This is a genomic window from Veillonella parvula, assembly GCF_024461875.1.
Classification (GTDB): Bacteria; Bacillota; Negativicutes; order Veillonellales; family Veillonellaceae; genus Veillonella; species Veillonella parvula_I.
In genome coordinates this window covers 356,398-376,561 of record NZ_JANGAL010000002.1, presented here as the reverse complement: position 1 = coordinate 376,561, position 20,164 = coordinate 356,398, and the positions used below count along the sequence as shown (strand labels likewise).

Sequence of the window (20,164 nt, the reverse complement as noted above, 5' to 3'; positions counted from 1 at the left end):
ACGCCGAAAGTACTTGGCTGGAGACGGCCTGGGAGGATAGGAAGCTGCTGATTAAGCTAAAGGCACACCTGAGGGTGTGTCTTTTTTTTGTATGGCTTCCTATCCTCCCAGGGGACCTGGTAAGCAGGGCAGTAAAAGTAGGGCAGTAGAAGATGGAGGAGCAACGCGACGACAGATTCACTGCATCACTTTCTTCCGAACGTAAGATTTACCGAACTGCGAAGCAGTGAAGGGAAATCCACAGTAAGGAAGCAAGTAGGGCAAGTTAAAGGTAATAAGAATTAAACGACGACAGATTCACTGCATCGCTTAGTTCGGAGCGTAAGATGGATATGTAGCGCAGCTACATAGGTCCATCCACAGCGACGAACACCCAGTATTTTGGAGGGAAGAACCGTATATAAGAACTTGCTGATTAAGCTAAAGGCACACCTGAGGGTGTGTCTTTTTTTGTATGGATTTTTATTCTTTTAAGGGAACTAATGAGCAAAGCAGTAGACGTTGAAGGAGTTACTTATATAATTAGTATTAATTATCGTGCTTTGAAGCACATATTTTTCTCATGGATATGGTATACTTAGGCTTATATCATATTTATAGGAGGTTTTATGTCTAAAAAAATTGCGGTCCTCGTTAATGAGGAGACAATGCAGCGCTGTTCTTGTGGCGGTTGTTTGAAAGCATTTATGAATAAAGCGGATTCTTTTGAGCGTTATGCTGATGAGGATATTGAGTTGGTGGGGTTCACACATAGTGGTGGGGATCTAGCCAAGAAGATTGAGTCTTTCAAGAAAAAAGGTGTTACTGCGGTACATCTTTCTACATGTACGCGTGGTAAGAATGAAAATTATGAAAGCATCGCAGAGCAGTGTGCTGAGGCGGGCTTTGATGTAGTAGGCTATACACATGGTGGTGCTGTTTCTAAAGATGGTAAAGAAGCGATAGTACTTTCAGCTAAACCAGTAACGACAGATCAATAGTCAGCAATGCTTGAATTAACTATAACAATTTGCAATATCTTATAATAGATGAATAATTGTTCCATTATTCATTCTATATTTACACTAAACCTATATTATATAGATAGTATGTAAATTATGAGTGATATATTTATCATTTTGAGAGGTTGAGAGAATGAATAAGAAACTTACAGCGGCTACTTTATCTATTGCTATGGCAGTGACAATGGCACCTACTGTGATGCAAACGGCTTCTGTCAATGCTGCTTCTGCTGCGGTACAATCCTTAGCTGGTGGTGCTATTGCTATGGCTTACGTATCTACTGCATTAAATAAAATGGATAATTCTGCAGAGGGGCAACAGGAGAGTTTGGCGCGCACAAAAGAGAAAACTGGTTACTTAAACGATAGTGCAGCCCAAGAGCGTGTAAATCGAATCATGAAGACATTAGAGGCTACACCTAGTGTAAAGCGTTCTTACGTTGTATATGCAAATCCTGATGAGGAGTTTAATGCGTTTGCCACACTTGGCCGTGTTATGTCCATTAACAAGGGTGCTCTAGATACACTGGATGATGATCAATTAGCCTATGTAATGGCTCATGAAATCTCTCATGGTGAGCATAAAGATATTATTAATGGCGCTAAGAAGCAAATCGGTCTTTCTACAGCGGTTGGCATTGCTGCTGGCGGTAGTGAAGGTGCGGCTATTTTATCTAATGTGGCAGGCAACTACTTATCTAATCAAGTGTTTACGATGAGTCAAGAAAAAGCTGCTGATGAGTTAGGCTTTAAGATTTTAAGTGAATCTCCATACAATGTGGGTGGTGCAGCTGGTTCTATGGCAGTACTGCGCAACAAAGTGGGGGAACACTACCGTGAAGGGCTTTCACAAGTGGTAGCACCTAACAACCATCCAAAGTTGTCCGATCGGGTGAACAATAATATTTCTCGCATGTACGCCTATTCTGGGAACCATGTAAATGTATCGAATGGTACTGTGTACGTAAACGGTGATAATATCTATACTCCAGCAGGTAGTGGCCGTTACACAGGCGAAGAGCGTGCTTATTACATGGCCGGTAAATTGGCACGATTGTATCATAATAATCAAGTGACACCAGGTTCTGCATCGTATAGTGGTGACACTGTAACGGTAGCTGGTCAATCCATTGTTTCTACGCCAAATGCGGACGTAGCATTACAAGTGGCAACAAATCTTAATAATGCATTTGTAAAACCTGCAGGTTCTGCTGTTAATGCGAAAAAACCAATAAAGGTTAAACAAGAAAAACCTAAAAAGGTAAAAGAAAATAAAAAGGCAAAAGCTGATAAAGCTAAAAAATAAATAAGAGCTATACATGGCATATAATTTGCTTTAAGGATTTATGCTATTATAATGAGACTAATCAGAGGACTGAGCCCATAAAGGCTTAGTCCTCTTTTTATATAGATTGCAAATTTGTGACTTGAGTATACTATTTATAAGTTTATAAGATATATTGAGCGCTATAGGAGTAATAAATAGACCGTAAAGATATGGATAGTCTGGAGTATAAGTATTATTCATGTGTGAATAAATTATATTCATGAAGTAATAATAAGCTCATAAAGTAAGAATAGATTCATAAAAATACAGAGAATCTTTTGAGGATGGAAAGTGAATTATAATGGGTTTATACCATAAAATATAAGGAATTATCTTATTAAATAAAGTTTTTATAGAGAATTTTATTTTAATTTTTGTAATATTTATGAATTATTTATGTGATAGATTAGTATTGTCTATATATAGTGGATAGATGTATATTTAAGGTGGATAAAATATGTAGTTAGAATGGAATCCTATAGAAATATCATAACGGTAGGGGGTATAGGGTTATTGTACTTATAAATACTTTATAGGATAATGTCAATGTTGGTGGTTAATCTAATAATATAGATGACCATTTTTTTGTTAAATAACACGTAATTTTATATATTATATGGAGGCTATGATGGAGTATACAATTCACCTATTTAATGCAGGTGGTTTCGTTATGTATCCACTTGTACTATTCATGTTAGCAGCATGTACTATTTTATTTGAACGTATTCGTACGTACAGAAACATCAATCATGAGTTACAGCAGTTGTCCGATAGCATTGATGCCGGTCGTAATAGTAATAATTGGTCTACTCTAGAGAATTCTATAAAAAATAGTGATGATGCATTGAGTCGATTCGTGTCTCCTATCGTGGAGTCTGTATATAGTGCGGAAGGTTTAGAGAATCGTTTACATGATGTGGTAGGGTACATGGATGAACGTTTAAAACGTGGTCTTAACTGGCTTAGCATGATGGTAACAATGGCTCCATTACTTGGCCTTTTGGGTACTGTTGTTGGTATGATCCGCTCCTTCGCGGCCGTTGGTGGCGATATTGGTGCGCCTACTGTTATTACAGGCGGCGTATCCGAAGCGCTGGTTGCCACTGCAACAGGGCTTTCAGTAGCCATCGTAGCATTAGCCATCCATAGTTGGTGCACAGATAAAGTAAATTCAGATATCGCAAAGTTAGAGCAAAAATTAGGTTCTATTATGGATTTATATATTAGGAGTCAACGATGAAACGTAGTTCAGTAGGCATACAAAAAGAACCTACCATCATGATTATACCTATGATTGATATCGTTTTCTTCTTGCTCGTATTTTTCATGATGAGTACGTTGTATATGAATACAGAGGAACAAATTCCTCTTAACTTACCAAAGGCTTCCTCTTCTTCTGCAAAGACGATTGAGCCTATCACAATTTCATTAACAGCTACACATAAGATGTATTTGAATGAACGTGAGATTGTCCCTGATCAACTGGGCAATGAAATTCAAGGTATTGTTGCAAAAGAACCTCAACAGGCATTTATTGTGCGTGCCTCTGAGGATATTGCGTATAAGGACGTTATCAATATTTTAGATAATCTTAAAATTAGTGGTGCTCGGTTTGTTAGCGTAGCTACAGAACGGAAGTGATTCTATGGTAGATAAACGATATGGAATTCCTTTCGTAGCTGCATTGGCATTAAATCTTGTATATTGGGGTGTTGTAGGTGATTGGTTTGGTCATATAAAACCTCCAGAAACACCCAAAAAAGACTTGGTTATCAACCTTGATATGGGGCAGCAAGAACCTCCTCAAGAGAAGAAAGATCCTGAGAAATTAAAGATTCATCCTGACGACAAACCCGTCGCAGGGGGCGGTAAAGCAGGAAGTGTGTTGCCTGATTTATCGGGAAAGCCTACAGAAGGCTTAAAAAATCTGAATCCTTACTTAGGTGGCAATGAGACGGCATCAGTCAATTTGAATGGTAATACTGATAATCCTGTTGGTAATCCAGGAAGTGGCAATGTACCAGGCCCTGGTGGTGGTAATGCTGGTAATGGTGGGCTTGGTGATGAAGGTACTGGATCTAAAGGTGGTGATCCAGGTCCTGGCGATGTAGAACGTCGTGGGGGCTCTTACGATAGTTCAGGTTATATCGCTCGTGTTGAGAGTAATAAAGTGATGCCGCAACAGGCGGTGCGCCGTGGACTCAGTGGACGAGTTTCCTTTGAAATCACTTTTGATGCCGATGGCAACTTTGCTGGTGCGAATATGATCGGTAGCAGTGGCTCTAGCATTCTCGATAATGCTGCTGCTAGCCTCGTAGAGAGCTCTGGCGGTATAGAGAATACAACAGGTGAGCCAGTTACGATTGTGGTTAATGTAGATTATGGTTTTAACTAATCTTCTATAGCTGATAATGTATGAATTATGTTTGTGTGTAGTTTTAATTCAGAAAATACAAGAAACGCATTTGTTAGAGGATTAGTTTTAATATTTTTTTTATTGTGTATTTATTGTGTGTGGAGGGGTTATGACGAGTCGTCGTATTTTATCTGCTGCTATTGCGGCAACGTTAGCGTTAGGTACGTATCAAGCCTATGCGTATGATGAGAACTTCAAGGGTTATGAGGTTCATAATGTTTCGGTGAAAGCTGATGCGGCTAAGGATGAGTATGGTAATACCATTACTGAGCAATCCTATTACCGTACTGGTGGTGACGTAAAGGTTATCACTCGTGAGGAGATTGAAAAACGTCATTATCGTGATGTAACTGAAGCAATTAAACGCGTCCCAGGTGTTACATTCCAAAATCCTGGTTACCGTGGTGGCGAGTATGGTTACCAATTTTACAACAATGGTGTGTCCATCAATGGTGACTCCCGCGTTGTAGTATTAGTAGATGGTCGTCGTGTAGACAATATTACATCTGGTCGTTTAGGTGATAGCTCTGAAAGAGGCTCTAAATCTACAGGTGTAAATATTGATGAAGTAACCAATATGGATGCTATTGATAAAATCGAAGTTATCAAAGGCCCTGGTGCTTCTCAATATGGTTCTGATGCTACAGGTGGTGTCATCAATATCATTACACGCCGTGGTAAAGGCAATTTCAGCGGTTCCGTTGATTTGGCTACAGGCAGCTGGAACAAGCATAGTTATAACTTGACTGTACAAGGTGCGGCAGGTAAGAATGCATCTACTGGTTACTTTGTAACAGCTACACGTACTATGTCTCAAGATACGAAGTATAAAGATGGCGATACTGGTGAAGTAGCCACTCTTACAGGTTCTAAATGGCGTGAAGAAGGTTTTAATACGCGTATTGACCATGAGTTTAATAAGAAACAAAGCTTACAGTTTTCTATGAACTTCAAAAAAGGTCGCGATGGCTATCCAATTTCTACGCCTAGTCGTAAATACTGGAATGCAGATGATTGGCGTCGTATCATTTCCAACGCTACTATTGGTCAATTTGATGCGAACAATAAATTGATTACAGATCCTAAATATATAACACCAAATAACCCTAAAGGGTATGCGCCAACTTTGTACGGTGATTCCAGAAATCCTGGTTACCATAATTTATTCGCTTTAGACGGTCATTATGGTTCTTATAGTAAGTTCAAAAACTTGGATACAGATTTAAAATTTACTTTCGATCGCCAAGGCCAAATGGAAAGCTTTGCTAGCTTGTATCGTTTAGATCATCGATATGAAGGTCGTGATACATATACATGGTCTAAGCTTGGTAGTGATGCTGCACGTGCCGCCTATGCGGCGGCATTCCCTAATGGTGCTACTGTAGAGCAATTCAATGCCTGGGTTGATTCCAATTTGGCACCATTCCCTGATCGTCGTGATGCATTGCGTCAATGGATTGCTGACACAGGTGGTATGGCAGGTAGCCCAAATAGATGGTATAAAGAAAACAAAACAGGCGTAGAGCTTCAATGGACTCGCCAACTTAATAAGCATGATATTATTGCTAATATCGACTATAGTCGCTCTAATTTGAACTCCCGTTCTATTAAACGTAATGGTGATGTAGTGTCTTCTGATATTCGTCGCAATACTTTATATGCTTATTTGCAAGATAAAATCTACATTGGTAACAATGTGGAATTAACACCAGCGTTGCGCTATGTACACTATAGCAGCATTCAAGGTAATGGCAGCGGTGACTCCCAAGGTAAAGGTAGTGTAAGCGCCTTGACTCCTAGCTTGCATGGTCAGGTTAAATTTAACAAGAAGACTAGCATGTACGCTGGGTGGACTCGTATCTTAAGACCGCTTAAAACAGGCGACTATAGTGCGACTGATGGCGTATTTAATACACCGTTAGATGACGAAAGAGGCGATGCTTTCACATGGGGCCTATTACATACATTTGGTAAAGGTAATAATACTACTGTAGCAGTTCATTATGATTACACGCGTATGAGAAATGCCATCGCTACATTGCCAATTTTGAATAGCAGAACAGGCGAGTTTGAAAAAACAGCAGTTAATGCAAAAGAAAACAAACAATCTTTCAATATTACAGTAGACCACAGATTAAATGAACATGTAACAATGAGTGCGTCTTACTCTCATATGAAAGATAAATGGTTATCTAAAGGTGGTTGGATTCTTGATCCAAACTGGGGTTATAGCAATAGCGATGATATCAATGTGGCTATTAATAGCTTGCGTCCGCAAAACCACTATGCATTGAACATTTCCTATGATAACAAGCGTCTATATTCTGGCTTGTTGATTAATTGGTACACTGGCAATAGCGACTATGCATTCACTCATAGACGTTTCCTCATCGTGGACTGGAACCTCAACTATGATGTAACAAAAGATTTAACGGCGTACATCGTGGTAAATAACGTTCTTAACCGCGCTTATGAAACAAGCTATAGCGCTTATAATGGTCGCGGTAGTGCGGCTATGCCAGCACGTTCCTTCATGATTGGGGCGAAATATAAATTCTAATGATTAGATTCAGCGTATTAATACTATGTCTATTAATATGTGTAGGTTGTGGTCCTCAGCAGGTAACTGTTGAGGACCATCAGTCTACACCAGTACATATCAAATTGCAGCCACCAGTGACAATTGAATCCTTTGTACGTCGAGGTGAGCCTTTTGAAAGTACCTATACGGCAGTGCCCGAGCGTGTGGTGGCGATGTGGCAAAACTCCATAGAAACTATCATTGCTCTTGGTGAAGGGGATCGTATCGTAGCGGGCATGGGGATTCCAGATCGCAAATACGTGCGACCAGAATACCGTGAGGCATACGATAAAATTCCATACAAGGATCTGAAATACGCCAATTTGGAAAGCGTATTAATGATGAAGCCTGATTTGTTGGTAGGTTGGAAGTCTACTTTCACAAATAAAATGTTACAAACACCTACATTTTGGCAGGCGAGACAAGCGAATGTATATATTGCAGAGTCCTCCTTGGGGGCTCAATCGGCGCTCACCATGGATATGGAGTATAAATATATTCGAGATTTGGGGCGTATTTTTAATCGAAACATGGAAGCAGAGCGTCTCATTCAAGAGATGCAACAATCTGTGGCGTACACGGTAGCCCAAACGGCTCATGAGAAGCCACCAAAGGCATTGTTTATTGAGGTGCAAGGCAAGCATTTTCGATTGTATGGACATAAGACATTAGCTGGTAATATAGGGGCTTCCTTGCACGCCGACGTGATCGACACGGAAACGCCGTCCATTAGCATGGAGGACGTGGTGGAGCAGAATCCGGATGTAATTTTCTTGATTGTGTCTGACGGCGAATATAGTCAAGCGGATGTGATTATGAACTATGTATTAACGCAGCCAGGTTTACAAGGTGTTAATGCATTGCGCAATAAACGCGTTCATTTCTTGCCATTGCTTGCTGTATATAGTCCTGGTATTCGTTTATTAGATGGTATCGACATCGTATCGCATGGGTTGTATCCTAATCTATATCCAGAAGGGGTACCAGATTTAATTCATTAATAAAGGAGCAGTATGCTAAAACGAATTGGATATACTGCTGGCGGATTTGTCCTCATAGGGGTGCTAGCAGTAGCCATTCTATGGGGACTTTCTGTTGGTACAGTACAGTTTTCACTTTCTCAAATTCTCAATATTGTAATAGATCAATTTTCTAGCCCATTGGCTATTGATGATCCTATGAATAGTCCTGATCAGACTATTATTTGGTTACTACGTATGCCGCGGTTGTTGATGGCCGCTATTATTGGAGCAGGTCTTGCCGTATCTGGCGTTATCATGCAGGCCATCGTTAAGAATCCACTGGCAGATCCTTATATCTTGGGGATTTCCTCCGGTGCGTCTCTCGGTGCTACGATAGCTATTTTATTTGGTGTAGGCGTTATGTTCGGTGAGAACTTCGTCGGCGTTATGGCATTTATCGGGGCTATGGCGATTTCCTTCGGTGTATTGTTTATCTCGAACTTGGGTGGCCGACCAAATTCGGTGAAATTGATTTTAGGGGGTTTGGCGTTAAGCGCCGTATGTAGCTCCTTCTCTAGTTTTGTGGTTTATTTAGCGGACGATAAAGAAGGCATTCAAACCATTACGTACTGGTTGATGGGGAGCTTTGCAGGCGCTAAATGGGATATGTTGCCATTTATTGCCATCGTTGTCTTCGTGAGCATTCTATTCTTTTGGTCTCAAAGCAGAGTTTTAAACATTATGCTTCTCGGCGATGAGGTGGCCATCACCTTAGGTCGTGATTTGCATAGATATCGACAAGTCTATTTGATTATTAGCTCACTTATTATTGGCTTTGTGGTGTATGCTGCGGGTATGATTGGTTTTGTAGGACTCTTGATTCCTCACCTTGTGCGCATGACGATCGGCACGAATCACTGGACCTTGATTCCATTCAGCGCATTAGGGGGTAGCATTTTCCTCGTTATTGCGGATGGCTTGTGCCGCTGCATTATTCCTCACGCAGAATTGCCAATCGGCATTCTCATTTCTCTCATTGGTGCACCAACCTTTGTGTATATGTTGGTGCGTAAGAACTACGGATTTGGAGGGGAATAATGAATATTCAAACAGATAATATCCAAGTCTCATTTGGCCCGAAAACGATCCTCCATGATATTTCCCTAGATATACGAAATAAGGAATTTGTTGGAATTATAGGTCCTAATGGGAGTGGTAAAAGTACGTTTTTGAAATGCTTATATCGCGTGCTTCAACCTAATCATGGCAAGATTTTCTTTGACGGCACTGAAATGAGTTCCTTAAGTCATCGCGACACGGCTTTAAAAATGGCTGTAGTAGCACAGCATAGTACGGTTAACTTTGATTTTTCCGTTCTTGAAATGGTCCTTATGGGCCGCTCCCCTTATAAAGGACTGCTCGACAGAGATAAAATCGATGACTATGAAATCGCTCGACATGCGCTGTCTCAAGTAGGACTTAGTGATTTTGAAAGTCGCAATTTTAATACCTTATCTGGTGGTGAGCAGCAGCGTGTTATCTTAGCACGTGCCTTGGCACAGCGCACAGAATGCCTAGTGCTAGACGAACCGACAAACCACTTAGATATTAAGTATCAGCTGGAACTGATGACGATTGTAAAACGCCTTGATGCAACTGTAGTGTCTGCTATTCATGATTTGAATTTAGCAGCCATCTATTGTGACCGTCTCATTGCCCTAAAAGACGGCTCCGTAGTGTGTACAGGGACCCCTCATGAAGTATTGACAGAGGAGACCATCCGACACATCTACGGCGTGTCCGCCACGGTACAAACATTACCAAATGGACGATTAAATATTATATATAATATGGAATAAATAAAAAAGAGGCGTGGATGATGAAACGAATGAATAAACAAGTCTGTGCAGCAGTGCTTATGGCATTAACTACTATGTCAATTAATAGTTATGCTGCAGATGTAATAATGAACAATAATGAAGAAGAAGTTACCATAAATGTTACAGCTAATCGTACAGCGTTATTAGATTTAGATACACCGGTATCGACTTCTGTTATTACTCAAGAGGATATACAAAATAGTGGTGCTAAGACGGCTTTTGATGCGGTTGCCAATGTACCGGGTGTAACTATTAATTCCTTTAGTGCGTCTGGCGCGGATTTCGGTGGCATGGATAGCCGTACGAATATTCGTGGACTCGACCGCGGTGCACTTGTTCTTGTAAACGGTGTACCTATGAACTTAAATGGTAAGAGCGGAATTGGCTCTATACCTATCAGTGCCATTGAGCGCATCGAAGTGGTAAAGGGGGCGGCCTCTACCTTATATGGCGCTGAAGCTTTAGGTGGCGTTATAAATATCATTACAAAAACGCCGTCAAAAGAGGGTGGTTCTGCTACGGTAGCTGTAGGTAATCGAGGCTCTAAGCGATTTGACATTTCTTATGGTACCGATCGATTCCTTATTGGTATCGATAGAAGATACTGGGGGACTCAAGATCCATCTACACCGGTGCGGTATGACTATACAGGCCGCAAGGGTTATGATTACTACACTACGCGCAACAAGGGTAACTCCTTAGGCGTGTTCATGAGTGGTAAGCTTTCAGATAAAATAACCTTAAATTATAATCGCGCTGAAAGCCGTTCCTCCTTTGGTCTGATTAGTACAGAAACAAATCCTATGAGACAGGCTCGTCATTCTACGACCTATCATTACAAGGATGACCGCAACAATGCATCCTTGATCTATAAGGATGATAATACGACGGGAACATTATTTTATAATGACCGTACTATGCGTGGTGAAAGTCGTGTTCATAGTGCTAAACAGTTCAAGCCGACCGAAACTAGTTATGTAGCTCGTCAATATGGTATAGATGCACAACATGAATGGGACTTTAGAGGCGGTAAGGATTATTTGATTGCCGGTATTACAGGTAAGCAAGAAACCTATCGCGCCACACAGGCCCCTGTGTATACACGTCCTCATCGTAATACCTATGCGGTGTACGGTAGCTATTCTCGTGAAATCAATCCAAAATGGACTGCCATTTTGGGCTTGCGCTATACAGCTATTAGTGATCCTATTAAGGACCAACATGTGTTAACGCCTCAGTTCCAATTATTGCGCACCATCAATAAAGATTCCTCTATGTACTTAAATATAGGGAAAGCTTACACGATGCCTAGCTTGAGTGATACATTCCGTAGCGTGAACCGCCAATACACAGCAGTAAGTGGTAAAAATCTTAAGCCTGAAGAGGGTTGGAACTATGAATTAGGTTATAAACGCCTTAATAAGAAGGATAGCTGGAAGGTGGACGTGTTCTATATGGACTTCAAGAACTTCTTCCAATGGCAACCTGATGTAAATGGTCGCCCAACCGTTCGCGTAAATGGTGGTAAATTCCACAATGTTGGGATTGAAGCTGAGTATAGTAGACATTTGTCAGATCGACTCAAAATGAGTGTAAGTGGTTCTTATTCTAATCCAAAACAAAGGGAAATGAATGAAACCTATTGGAAACAAGCGGCTCCTAAGTTACAGTTTACAACCGGCATTCATTATAAAAGCTCTACGTGGGATGCAGGTACATCCTTGAACTTTGTAACCAAACGCTTGCGCAATCGCGATGGTGGCTTGAACCCTAACATTGTTCTTTGGAATGCTTACGTTGGGTATCACTTTAATAAAGATGCTACATTACGCCTCGATGCACGCAATCTTTTGAATCGTCATAATGTGGTATCCAATGGCGATTATGAATACTGGGATGGACCATTCAATTATGAATTAAGTTATACACAAAAATTCTAATATGTATTAGTGATACAATCCCCCCAAAATACAGTAGTGGTAGGGGTATGGGTTTTGTGCGGGCCAAATAAATGTGTAATAATACAAATATGTAGTTTATATAATTGTGTGAATGTATATATGTGTTAAGTGAGGCATTTGGTATGAGACAACAAATTAAGCAACGTATATCTATACTTGTAGGTTTAGCATTAATGGGCTTATCTGTGAATGGATATGCAGCAGAGGTGAGTGCTGTTAAGACTCCTAATACAGCTGCGGCGAGTGAAACAAATGGAGTATCTGAAACCCACACAATTAATGTGACAGCAAATCGCATGGCTCTTTTAGATTTAGATACGCCGGCTGCGATGGATGTTATTACTCAAAAGGACTTAGCTAATAGTGGTGCCAAAAATGCATTTGATGCAGTTAATATGGTACCCGGCATTACGTCTTTTTCCTATGGTGCATCTGGTCTTGAATATGGGGCTATGGATAGCCGTGTAAATATCCGTGGTCTTGAACGGGGCTCCTTGATTCTCATGAATGGGGTACCGATGAACCTCAATGGCAAGGGCGGACTTAGCTCTATTCCGACTAGCTCTATTGAACGCATTGAAGTATTAAAAGGTGCAGCATCTGCTTTATATGGCTCTGATGCTATGAGTGGTGTTATCAATGTAATTACGAAGACTCCAAGTAAAGAAGGGGGCTCTGCTACGGTAGGTTTTGGTAATATGGGTCGTCAAACTTATCAAATTAACTATGGCACGCCTCGCTTCTTAATTGGTGTGGAACGTAACTTCTTTGGTGCTCAAGACCCAGAAACGCCTATCCGCTCAGATATCGGCGCTTATGCTAGAGGCTATGAATATTATACAGCTCGTAACAAAGGGAATTCTTTAGGTGTATTTATGAGCGGTAAATTAAATGATAAGTTGACTTTGAACTTTAGCCGCTTTGAAGGTAATTCTTCTTTTGGACAGTTGAGTACAGAAACGAATCCTATTAAGCAAAAGCTTCACTCTACAACATATGCTTATAAAGATACTAAAAACAATGCGTCTTTAGTTTATAAAGATGGCAATACTACAGGTACAATCTTCTACAATGATAGAGATTTGTATGGTAAAAGTCGCGTACATAGCAAAAAGGCATATACGTTGAGTGATAATAACTATATTGCTCGACAATATGGTTTTGATGTACAACATGAATGGGATTTCCGCGGTGGTAAGGACTATTTTATTGCGGGTGTACTTGGTAAACGAGAAACATATCGCACCACATCTGGTCCGTACTATGGAAATCCACATCGCAATAGTTATGCCGTTTATGGTACATACTCTTATCAGATTAATCCTAAATGGACGAGTATTTTAGGCTTGCGTTATTCGGATATTAAAGACCCTGTGAAAAATCAACGCGTATTAATTCCTCAGTTCCAATTACAACATCGTATTAACAACGAATCATCCATGTATATAAATGTTGGTAAAGCCTTTAGAATGCCGAACTTAAGCGATACTTTCAAGAAAATTAATAAAGGCTATGCCTCTGTTAGTGGACGTAATTTGAAACCTGAAGAAGGTTGGAATTATGAATTAGGCTACAAACATATTACCAACAAAGATAGCTGGAAAATAGCGGCCTTTTATATGGACTTTAAGAACTTCTTCTCTTGGAAACCGGATAGCAATGGTAAAAACACGATTCGCGTAAATGGTGGTCGCTATAGAAATGTCGGTATCGAAGCCCAATATGGTCGTAAATTAACAGATCACTTAAAAATGACTGTGGGTGCATCGTATTCTAATCCAAAACAACGAGAAATCGATAAGACCTATTGGAAACAAGCTAACCCTAAATTGCAATTTACCGGGGGAATCCATTATAATAGCTCAACCTGGACTGCAGGTACTAGCATCAACTTTGTTACAAAACGGATGAAGAACCGCGATGGCGGTACAAACCCAAACCTTATAGCTTGGAATGCATACGTAGGCTATCAGTTCAATGAAAACGCATCCTTGCGGTTAGATGCACGTAACTTGTTAAACCGTCATAATGTTATTTCAAATGGCGACTGGGAGTACTGGGATGAACCATTTAATTACCAACTTAGTTATACTCAAAAATTCTAGTCTTTATGTAATCACTAATTAGAACTATACAAGGAGTATCATCATGAACAAGAAAATTGGATTTTTCATATGTTTGATGATACTCCTTTGTGTATGTATAGCGGGTTGTGGACCACAATCGGAGGCAAATGTAACGCCATATACTCGTTATGTTGAAAGTCAAGATGGCGTTCAAGTTGTTGTTCCAGAGCATCCAAAGCGGATTTTATCGCTATCCTCTGCGTTCGACACAATTTTATTGGGACTTATAGAACCAGAACGCTTGGTAGGCATTAATAAATTGTCTACCTATGAGGAATATTCCTTAGAGGCAAAGCGCGCAAGGATGGTAAAGCCTGTGTTGAGCTCGTATCCTTTGGAGAAAATTATAGCCTTGAAACCGGATCTCGTTATAGCGCCAGATTATATATCGGCTGATGTTATCTATGGTTTACGGCACATGGGTATAGCCACTGTTGTGGTACCGACCCCTTCTACGGTGGACGGAGTGATTCAGAATGTGATGGAGATTGCTCATATTATCGGGGAAGATGAAAAGGGTAGCTTTTACAATCGGAAGATTCACCGTGAAATAGATGAAATAAAGCACCTAGCGGAATCTATTCCACTTGAGCAGCGCAAGACGGTTCTCTTTGTATCATCTATGGACGGATACACGGGCACAGGAAGCCTTTTTGATGATATGTGTCACTATATGAGCATCTATAATGCACCTGATCGGATTGGTTTACCACCACGAATACCTTTTGGGGAGGAGCGTGTGCTAGCCATGAATCCAGACTATATTTTTATTCCATCCTATAAGGGAATGGACAAGAATTTGGCGGATAGATATTTAAAGAATCCGGCCTTTCAAAATCTACCTGCTATTAAGGAAAATCGAGTTAAGCCCTTACCGGCAGCGTATTTATATACAATGAACCAGCATATCGGCGAAGCGATGCTAGCCATTATGCATACGGTGTATCCTCAATTAGAAAGGAATTCTCATGACTAAACAGAAACAACGCATCATGGCTATAACTCTGATTGGGGTGTTGCTATGTATTGTGAGTTTATTGGCGCTCCATGTAGGAACCATTATGATCCCTATCGGAGGGGGCGTGCAAAGTATTTTAAATGGCATGGGCATACCTGTGAGCTTCACGGAGCCTATTACGGCTGAGCAAGAGGCTGTACTGTGGTTTATCCGCATGCCACGCCTTATCATCGGCCTTCTCGTAGGGGGCGCCTTGGCACTGGCTGGTGCCGTTATGCAAGGGGTATTCTCCAACCCATTGGCAGATCCAGGTATTATGGGTGTATCCGCTGGGGCATCCCTCGGTGCGGTTATCGCCATTGCCCTTGGCGTAACATCTCTTAGCATGTTTTACATGCCTGCCTTTGCCTTCGTAGGGGCCTTTGTATCCGTTGGAATTACTATTTTGTTAACCTGGCGTAATAACAAGCTCGATACCACAACCTTGTTGCTGGCGGGTGTAGCTGTTAGTATGCTGCTCGGCGCTTTCACATCGGGTATTTTGACGATGATTAATGAATATCGCTTGCGCGAATTCCTATTCTGGATGGTGGGCGGCCTTGATTTCCGCCGTTGGGATCACGTTTTGCTAGCCGTGGGCCCTATCGTGACGGGCAGCGTTATATTGATGATGCTCGGTCGCCACTTGAATGTGCTCGTTCTGGGCGATACAGAGGCGCGTGCCTTAGGCTTGCCTGTTATGGTGTATCGCATGCTATTCCTATTCCTAGCGTCTGTAGTTACGGCTACTGCCGTATGTGTCAGCGGTTCTATTGGCTTTGTGGGCCTCGTGGTACCTCATATCGTGCGCCTTTTGGTAGGGCCAGATCATAGGATATTATTGCCGATGGCGGCCGTTGGTGGTGCGCTGTTCCTTGTGTTCTGCGATACCTTAGGTCGCGTCATTGCTCAACCAATTGAGATTCGCGTCGGTATCATGACGGCTCTCTTAGGGGCACCGTATTTTCTTTATTTACTTCATCGCTTGCGTAGTAAAGGAGGGGCCTAATGAAACTAGATGTCCAATCTCTATGCGTCACATTAGGGGAAACTACCATTCTAAAGAATGCGTCCTTCTCTATTGATAGTGGCGAGTTCGTCGGTATTATCGGCCCTAATGGCTCCGGTAAAACGACGTTGTTAAAAACCTTGCGTGGCCTCTATCCTACGTCTGGTGGAGATGTTTTGTGGGATGGTAAAAGCATCGCTTCTTTGAGTGATAAAGAAATCGCTCATCATGTGGCGTATATGCAACAGTCCGTCAATGTTTCCTTTGATTATGAAGCCATCGATATTGTGATGACCGCTCGTTATCCTTATTTGAAATGGTGGCAACAAGAGGGGCCAGAAGATAAGGTTATCGTTGAACAGGCGATGAAAGAGGTAGGTGTTTATCACCTGCGGAATCGTTCTGTACAATCCTTGAGTGGTGGTGAACGACAACGGGTATTCTTAGCAAAGGCTTTGGCACAACAAACAGAGGTCCTATTACTAGATGAACCGACGGCTGCTCTCGATTTAGTCTACGCTGACGATATCTTTCATGAAGGGCGCAGATTATGTGACGAAGGTAAAACGATTTTAATTGTTGTTCATGACTTAGAATTAGCCGCAAAATACTGCACTAAACTCGTTTTGGTTAGCGATGGACACATCATTGATGTAGGTACGCCTCGTGATGTATTGACGGCAGAAAATCTACGAAAAGCGTTTCGTTTATCGGCCGCGGTTTACGATGATCCGTACTTTAAACAACAACGTATCTTTGTATTCCCAAAAGGAACTACAAATATTGATGACTTTAAACAAACTGATGCTAATACAGCAATATCTATTGATCCAAATCTGAAATAGTTAGAGTGGATTATGATACTTGAGTTATCTTAGGGATTATTGATTTATTAGGTATGGTGACAGTTTTGTATTGCGAATCTGAGTGAGGTTAGACGTATGCTATATCCATTTACTGCTATTGTTGGTCAAGATGAAATGAAATTGGCCTTGTTGCTCAATGCCATAAACCCATCAATCGGCGGTGTGTTAATTGAAGGCGAAAAAGGCACTGCTAAGTCTACGGCTGTACGTGCGTTAGCGAATCTGTTACCTCCTATGGAAACAGGCGCATCAGCGATGTCTGTTGTTGAGCTACCTATCAATGCTACGGAAGATCGCGTTGTAGGATCCATAAATTTGGAAAAGGCATTGCAAGAGGGGGTAAAAGCCTTTGAACCGGGTATTTTACACGCAGCCCATCAAAATATCCTCTATGTAGACGAGGTTAATCTATTAGATGACCATATTGTAGATATTTTATTAGATGTGGCAGCTATGGGGGTGAATACGGTAGAGCGGGAAGGAGTGAGCCACTCTCATCCATCTCGTTTTATTCTCGTAGGAACGATGAATCCTGAAGAAGGCGACCTTCGACCTCAACTGTTAGACCGTTTCGGACTATCTGTCATGGTCTATGGAGAACAGGACCCAGCACAACGTATGGAGGTTATCAAGCGTCGCCTCGCCTTTGGCGACAATCCTAAAAGCTTTGTAGCATCTTACGAGGAATCAGAACGTAGCCTGCACGAACGTTTATTACAAGCGCGTGAATTATTGCCGAGTATCATTCCATCTGATGATATTTTGTTAAAAATAGCGAGTATTAGCATTGGTGTCGGCGTCGATGGACATCGCCCAGACATTACGATGATGCATACGGCTCGTGCTCATGCAGCCTTTCACGGTCGCAACCAAATTACTGCGGAAGACCTTAAGGTGGCGGCACGATTAGCGTTAAAACATCGCTTACGTCGCTTGCCCTTTGAAGAACAAGGTCACGATGAAGACCGTATTGATACAGTAGTATCCGCAGTGTTTGAGGACTAGTTATGGAAACATCTGTACAAGAGGCCCTCAAAATAGGCCTTGTAAACGACCAGATTCATACCATTGTCATTTCTGGTGGTACCGGTGTGGGTAAAAGTTATTTACTTCGCCAGTATTTCGAGAAATGGCAAATTCCATATCGTTTGATACCTGTTTATATAGATAGTTCACAACTACAAGAGTCCATCGATTTTGAAGCATCCCTTGCACAGAGCAAGATGGTTATGGCATCTGGCTTGTTAGGTGATATGAGTATTCGATGCTGGGGCGTCGATGATGCTCACGTTTTATCGTCTGAAGTCCGTCATACACTATTGGTAGAAGCGAAACGTCGTCAAATACTACTGATACTGACCATAAATCATGAGGATAGAACTTTAGATGATGCGGAGTGGGAACTCGTAGATGTGCATGTATCTATGGACGCACCTACACTACAATCTAAGGTGAAGGTGTTACGACGAAGGCGAGATGAAATTGAGCCTTTATCTGAGGATTTATTGGGCCTAATAGATCCTAAACGAGTTCAATTGATAGTTGTTTCCGATGCCATGCTTTCACTGGCTATATCCTATGCATTGCAAGCTCACACAGTAGGTCATGGTGCAGAGTATATATTATTACAAGTTATGAAATCCTTAGCAGTTCTTGATGGCAGTTCTTACTGTAAGCCGTCTCATGCGGAACGAGCCGCTCTCTATGTACTACCTCATCGCATGAAACGCAATGATACACCTGAGTCTCGGACTTCACAAGGAGAGGCATCTAATAGTACAAGTGACCAAAACCAGTTCCAGAAGAATACCGAATCAGCAATGGATGATTCGGATATGGACGACTCTAATAACTTTGATTCCGAAGATTCCAAGCGTGATGAATTCCATTCTGACGAGTTAAATGCTAATGGGCTAGATAATTCAAATAGTGATGGTCATGATGGCTCAAGTGATATGGATTTTGATGATGGTAAATCAAGGACATCCAATCATCCAGAAACATTAGAGTCTACAGCGAATGAGTGGGGAACTTCTGATTCAATGAATACTCAAGGTGATGTATCTGATAGAATATCTTCTTTATGTTTGCCAGATACTGTTGCCCGTATAGCTAACCAATTTTTTCAGTGGAAACTGCAATCTTCTAAAACAGTAGACCGTCAGTACCGTAAGGGTTCCGGTCGGCGCCTCATGACTAAAACAAAGGACATTAGAGGGCGCATGATTCGAGCCTATCAAGATGAACATGCTTTAGAGGATTTGGCCTTAATTGACACATTGCGTGCAGCCGCACCGTATCAACGATTGCGAGCCGTTGAAAGGGTAACGCCATTACAGGCAGATACCCCATTAAATGTGGTAGAGCGATCTGTTACATCAGAATGCTTATGTCAAAGGGCCCCACAAACAGAGCATCATGATTTAAAAGGGCTATCTATTGTAGTAAAACCCCAAGATTACCGCCGAAAAGCTCGTGAAAAGCGGATCGGTGCGTACCAGCTTTTTGTAGTGGATGCTAGTGGCTCTATGGCAGCCCGACATCGCATGGAGGCGACTAAGAGCGCAATTTTGAGCTTATTGCGAGACTCCTATATTCACCGTGATTCGGTGGGACTCATTGTATTTCGCAAGGACTCCGCAGAGGTATTATTGCCTTTCACCCGTAGTGTAGAGCGAGCAGAACGACTGTTAGCTACATTGCCAACGGGGGGCAAGACGCCCTTAGCCCAAGGTTTACGAGTCGCCTATACTATGTGTGATAGATTGCTTCGCAGACATTCGGCGGAGCGGATTCAAATGATTTGTATTACCGATGGTCGTGCTACTTCGGGTGCTTCTGAGGACCCTGTAGGAGAGGCGAAACAATGGGCTCGTATTTTAGGGACCTTGCCAGTAGACTATATCGTTATCGATACGGAAACGGGCTTTATCAAGCTCGGCTTAGCTAAGGAATTGTGTAAATTAATGAATGGCAGTTATTATGCGATGGACTCTATTACGTCAGATAGTATTTTGCGCGTATCGCGGAGGTAGATC

Annotated in this window: 16 protein-coding genes; all 16 read left to right on the top strand. The window is 41.6% G+C overall.

Features of this window, described 5'->3' with window-relative positions; genetic code table 11:
- The first annotated feature begins 608 nt into the window (after positions 1-608).
- The 16 genes from NE668_RS05855 (at position 609) to NE668_RS05780 (ending at position 20,161) form a co-directional block, all read left to right on the top strand.
- On the top strand, positions 609-980 hold the full coding sequence (locus tag NE668_RS05855; RefSeq protein ID WP_227037457.1) for a CGGC domain-containing protein: 372 nt from the start codon (positions 609-611) through the stop codon (positions 978-980).
- 154 nt (positions 981-1,134) lie between these two features.
- The gene (locus tag NE668_RS05850) at positions 1,135-2,307 is read left to right on the top strand and encodes a M48 family metallopeptidase (RefSeq protein ID WP_004697896.1); all 1,173 of its coding nucleotides are present in this window, start codon (positions 1,135-1,137) and stop codon (positions 2,305-2,307) included.
- A 649-nt stretch (positions 2,308-2,956) separates the two neighbouring features.
- The gene (locus NE668_RS05845) at positions 2,957-3,568 is read left to right on the top strand and encodes a MotA/TolQ/ExbB proton channel family protein (RefSeq protein ID WP_004694376.1); all 612 of its coding nucleotides are present in this window, start codon (positions 2,957-2,959) and stop codon (positions 3,566-3,568) included.
- Positions 3,565-3,969: an ExbD/TolR family protein gene (locus NE668_RS05840; RefSeq protein WP_004694375.1), complete on the top strand. Its 405-nt coding sequence runs from the start codon at positions 3,565-3,567 to the stop codon at positions 3,967-3,969. The genes NE668_RS05845 and NE668_RS05840 overlap by 4 nt, the downstream gene beginning before the upstream one ends.
- 4 nt (positions 3,970-3,973) lie before the next feature.
- A complete protein-coding gene (locus NE668_RS05835) occupies positions 3,974-4,723 on the top strand; it encodes a TonB family protein (protein WP_227037461.1) in 750 nt (249 codons plus the stop codon).
- A 130-nt stretch (positions 4,724-4,853) separates the two neighbouring features.
- Positions 4,854-7,304 (top strand): TonB-dependent receptor plug domain-containing protein, encoded by a 2,451-nt coding sequence (locus NE668_RS05830; protein WP_227037466.1) that lies wholly within the window; start codon positions 4,854-4,856, stop codon positions 7,302-7,304.
- Positions 7,304-8,326 (top strand): ABC transporter substrate-binding protein, encoded by a 1,023-nt coding sequence (locus NE668_RS05825; protein WP_227037467.1) that lies wholly within the window; start codon positions 7,304-7,306, stop codon positions 8,324-8,326. The genes NE668_RS05830 and NE668_RS05825 overlap by 1 nt, the downstream gene beginning before the upstream one ends.
- Before the next feature lie 12 nt (positions 8,327-8,338).
- Positions 8,339-9,385 carry a FecCD family ABC transporter permease gene (locus NE668_RS05820; RefSeq protein ID WP_227037468.1) on the top strand — a complete coding sequence of 349 codons (1,047 nt, stop codon included), beginning with the start codon at positions 8,339-8,341 and terminating at the stop codon, positions 9,383-9,385.
- Positions 9,385-10,146: an ABC transporter ATP-binding protein gene (locus NE668_RS05815; RefSeq protein WP_227037469.1), complete on the top strand. Its 762-nt coding sequence runs from the start codon at positions 9,385-9,387 to the stop codon at positions 10,144-10,146. Before NE668_RS05820 ends, NE668_RS05815 begins: the two co-directional genes overlap by 1 nt.
- Positions 10,147-10,163: 17 nt before the next feature.
- A complete protein-coding gene (locus NE668_RS05810) occupies positions 10,164-12,107 on the top strand; it encodes a TonB-dependent receptor (RefSeq protein WP_227037470.1) in 1,944 nt (647 codons plus the stop codon).
- A 143-nt stretch (positions 12,108-12,250) separates the two neighbouring features.
- The gene (locus NE668_RS05805; protein WP_227037471.1) at positions 12,251-14,233 is read left to right on the top strand and encodes a TonB-dependent receptor plug domain-containing protein; all 1,983 of its coding nucleotides are present in this window, start codon (positions 12,251-12,253) and stop codon (positions 14,231-14,233) included.
- A 43-nt stretch (positions 14,234-14,276) separates the two neighbouring features.
- The gene (locus tag NE668_RS05800) at positions 14,277-15,230 is read left to right on the top strand and encodes an ABC transporter substrate-binding protein (protein WP_118091148.1); all 954 of its coding nucleotides are present in this window, start codon (positions 14,277-14,279) and stop codon (positions 15,228-15,230) included.
- Complete coding sequence (locus NE668_RS05795; protein ID WP_227037472.1) at positions 15,223-16,260, top strand: FecCD family ABC transporter permease; 1,038 nt, start codon at positions 15,223-15,225, stop codon at positions 16,258-16,260. Before NE668_RS05800 ends, NE668_RS05795 begins: the two co-directional genes overlap by 8 nt.
- Positions 16,260-17,105 (top strand): ABC transporter ATP-binding protein, encoded by an 846-nt coding sequence (locus NE668_RS05790; protein ID WP_227037478.1) that lies wholly within the window; start codon positions 16,260-16,262, stop codon positions 17,103-17,105. Before NE668_RS05795 ends, NE668_RS05790 begins: the two co-directional genes overlap by 1 nt.
- Positions 17,106-17,201: 96 nt before the next feature.
- On the top strand, positions 17,202-18,131 hold the full coding sequence (locus tag NE668_RS05785; protein WP_227037479.1) for a magnesium chelatase ATPase subunit I: 930 nt from the start codon (positions 17,202-17,204) through the stop codon (positions 18,129-18,131).
- 2 nt (positions 18,132-18,133) lie between these two features.
- Positions 18,134-20,161 (top strand): VWA domain-containing protein, encoded by a 2,028-nt coding sequence (locus tag NE668_RS05780; protein WP_227037481.1) that lies wholly within the window; start codon positions 18,134-18,136, stop codon positions 20,159-20,161.
- Positions 20,162-20,164: the final 3 nt, after the last annotated feature.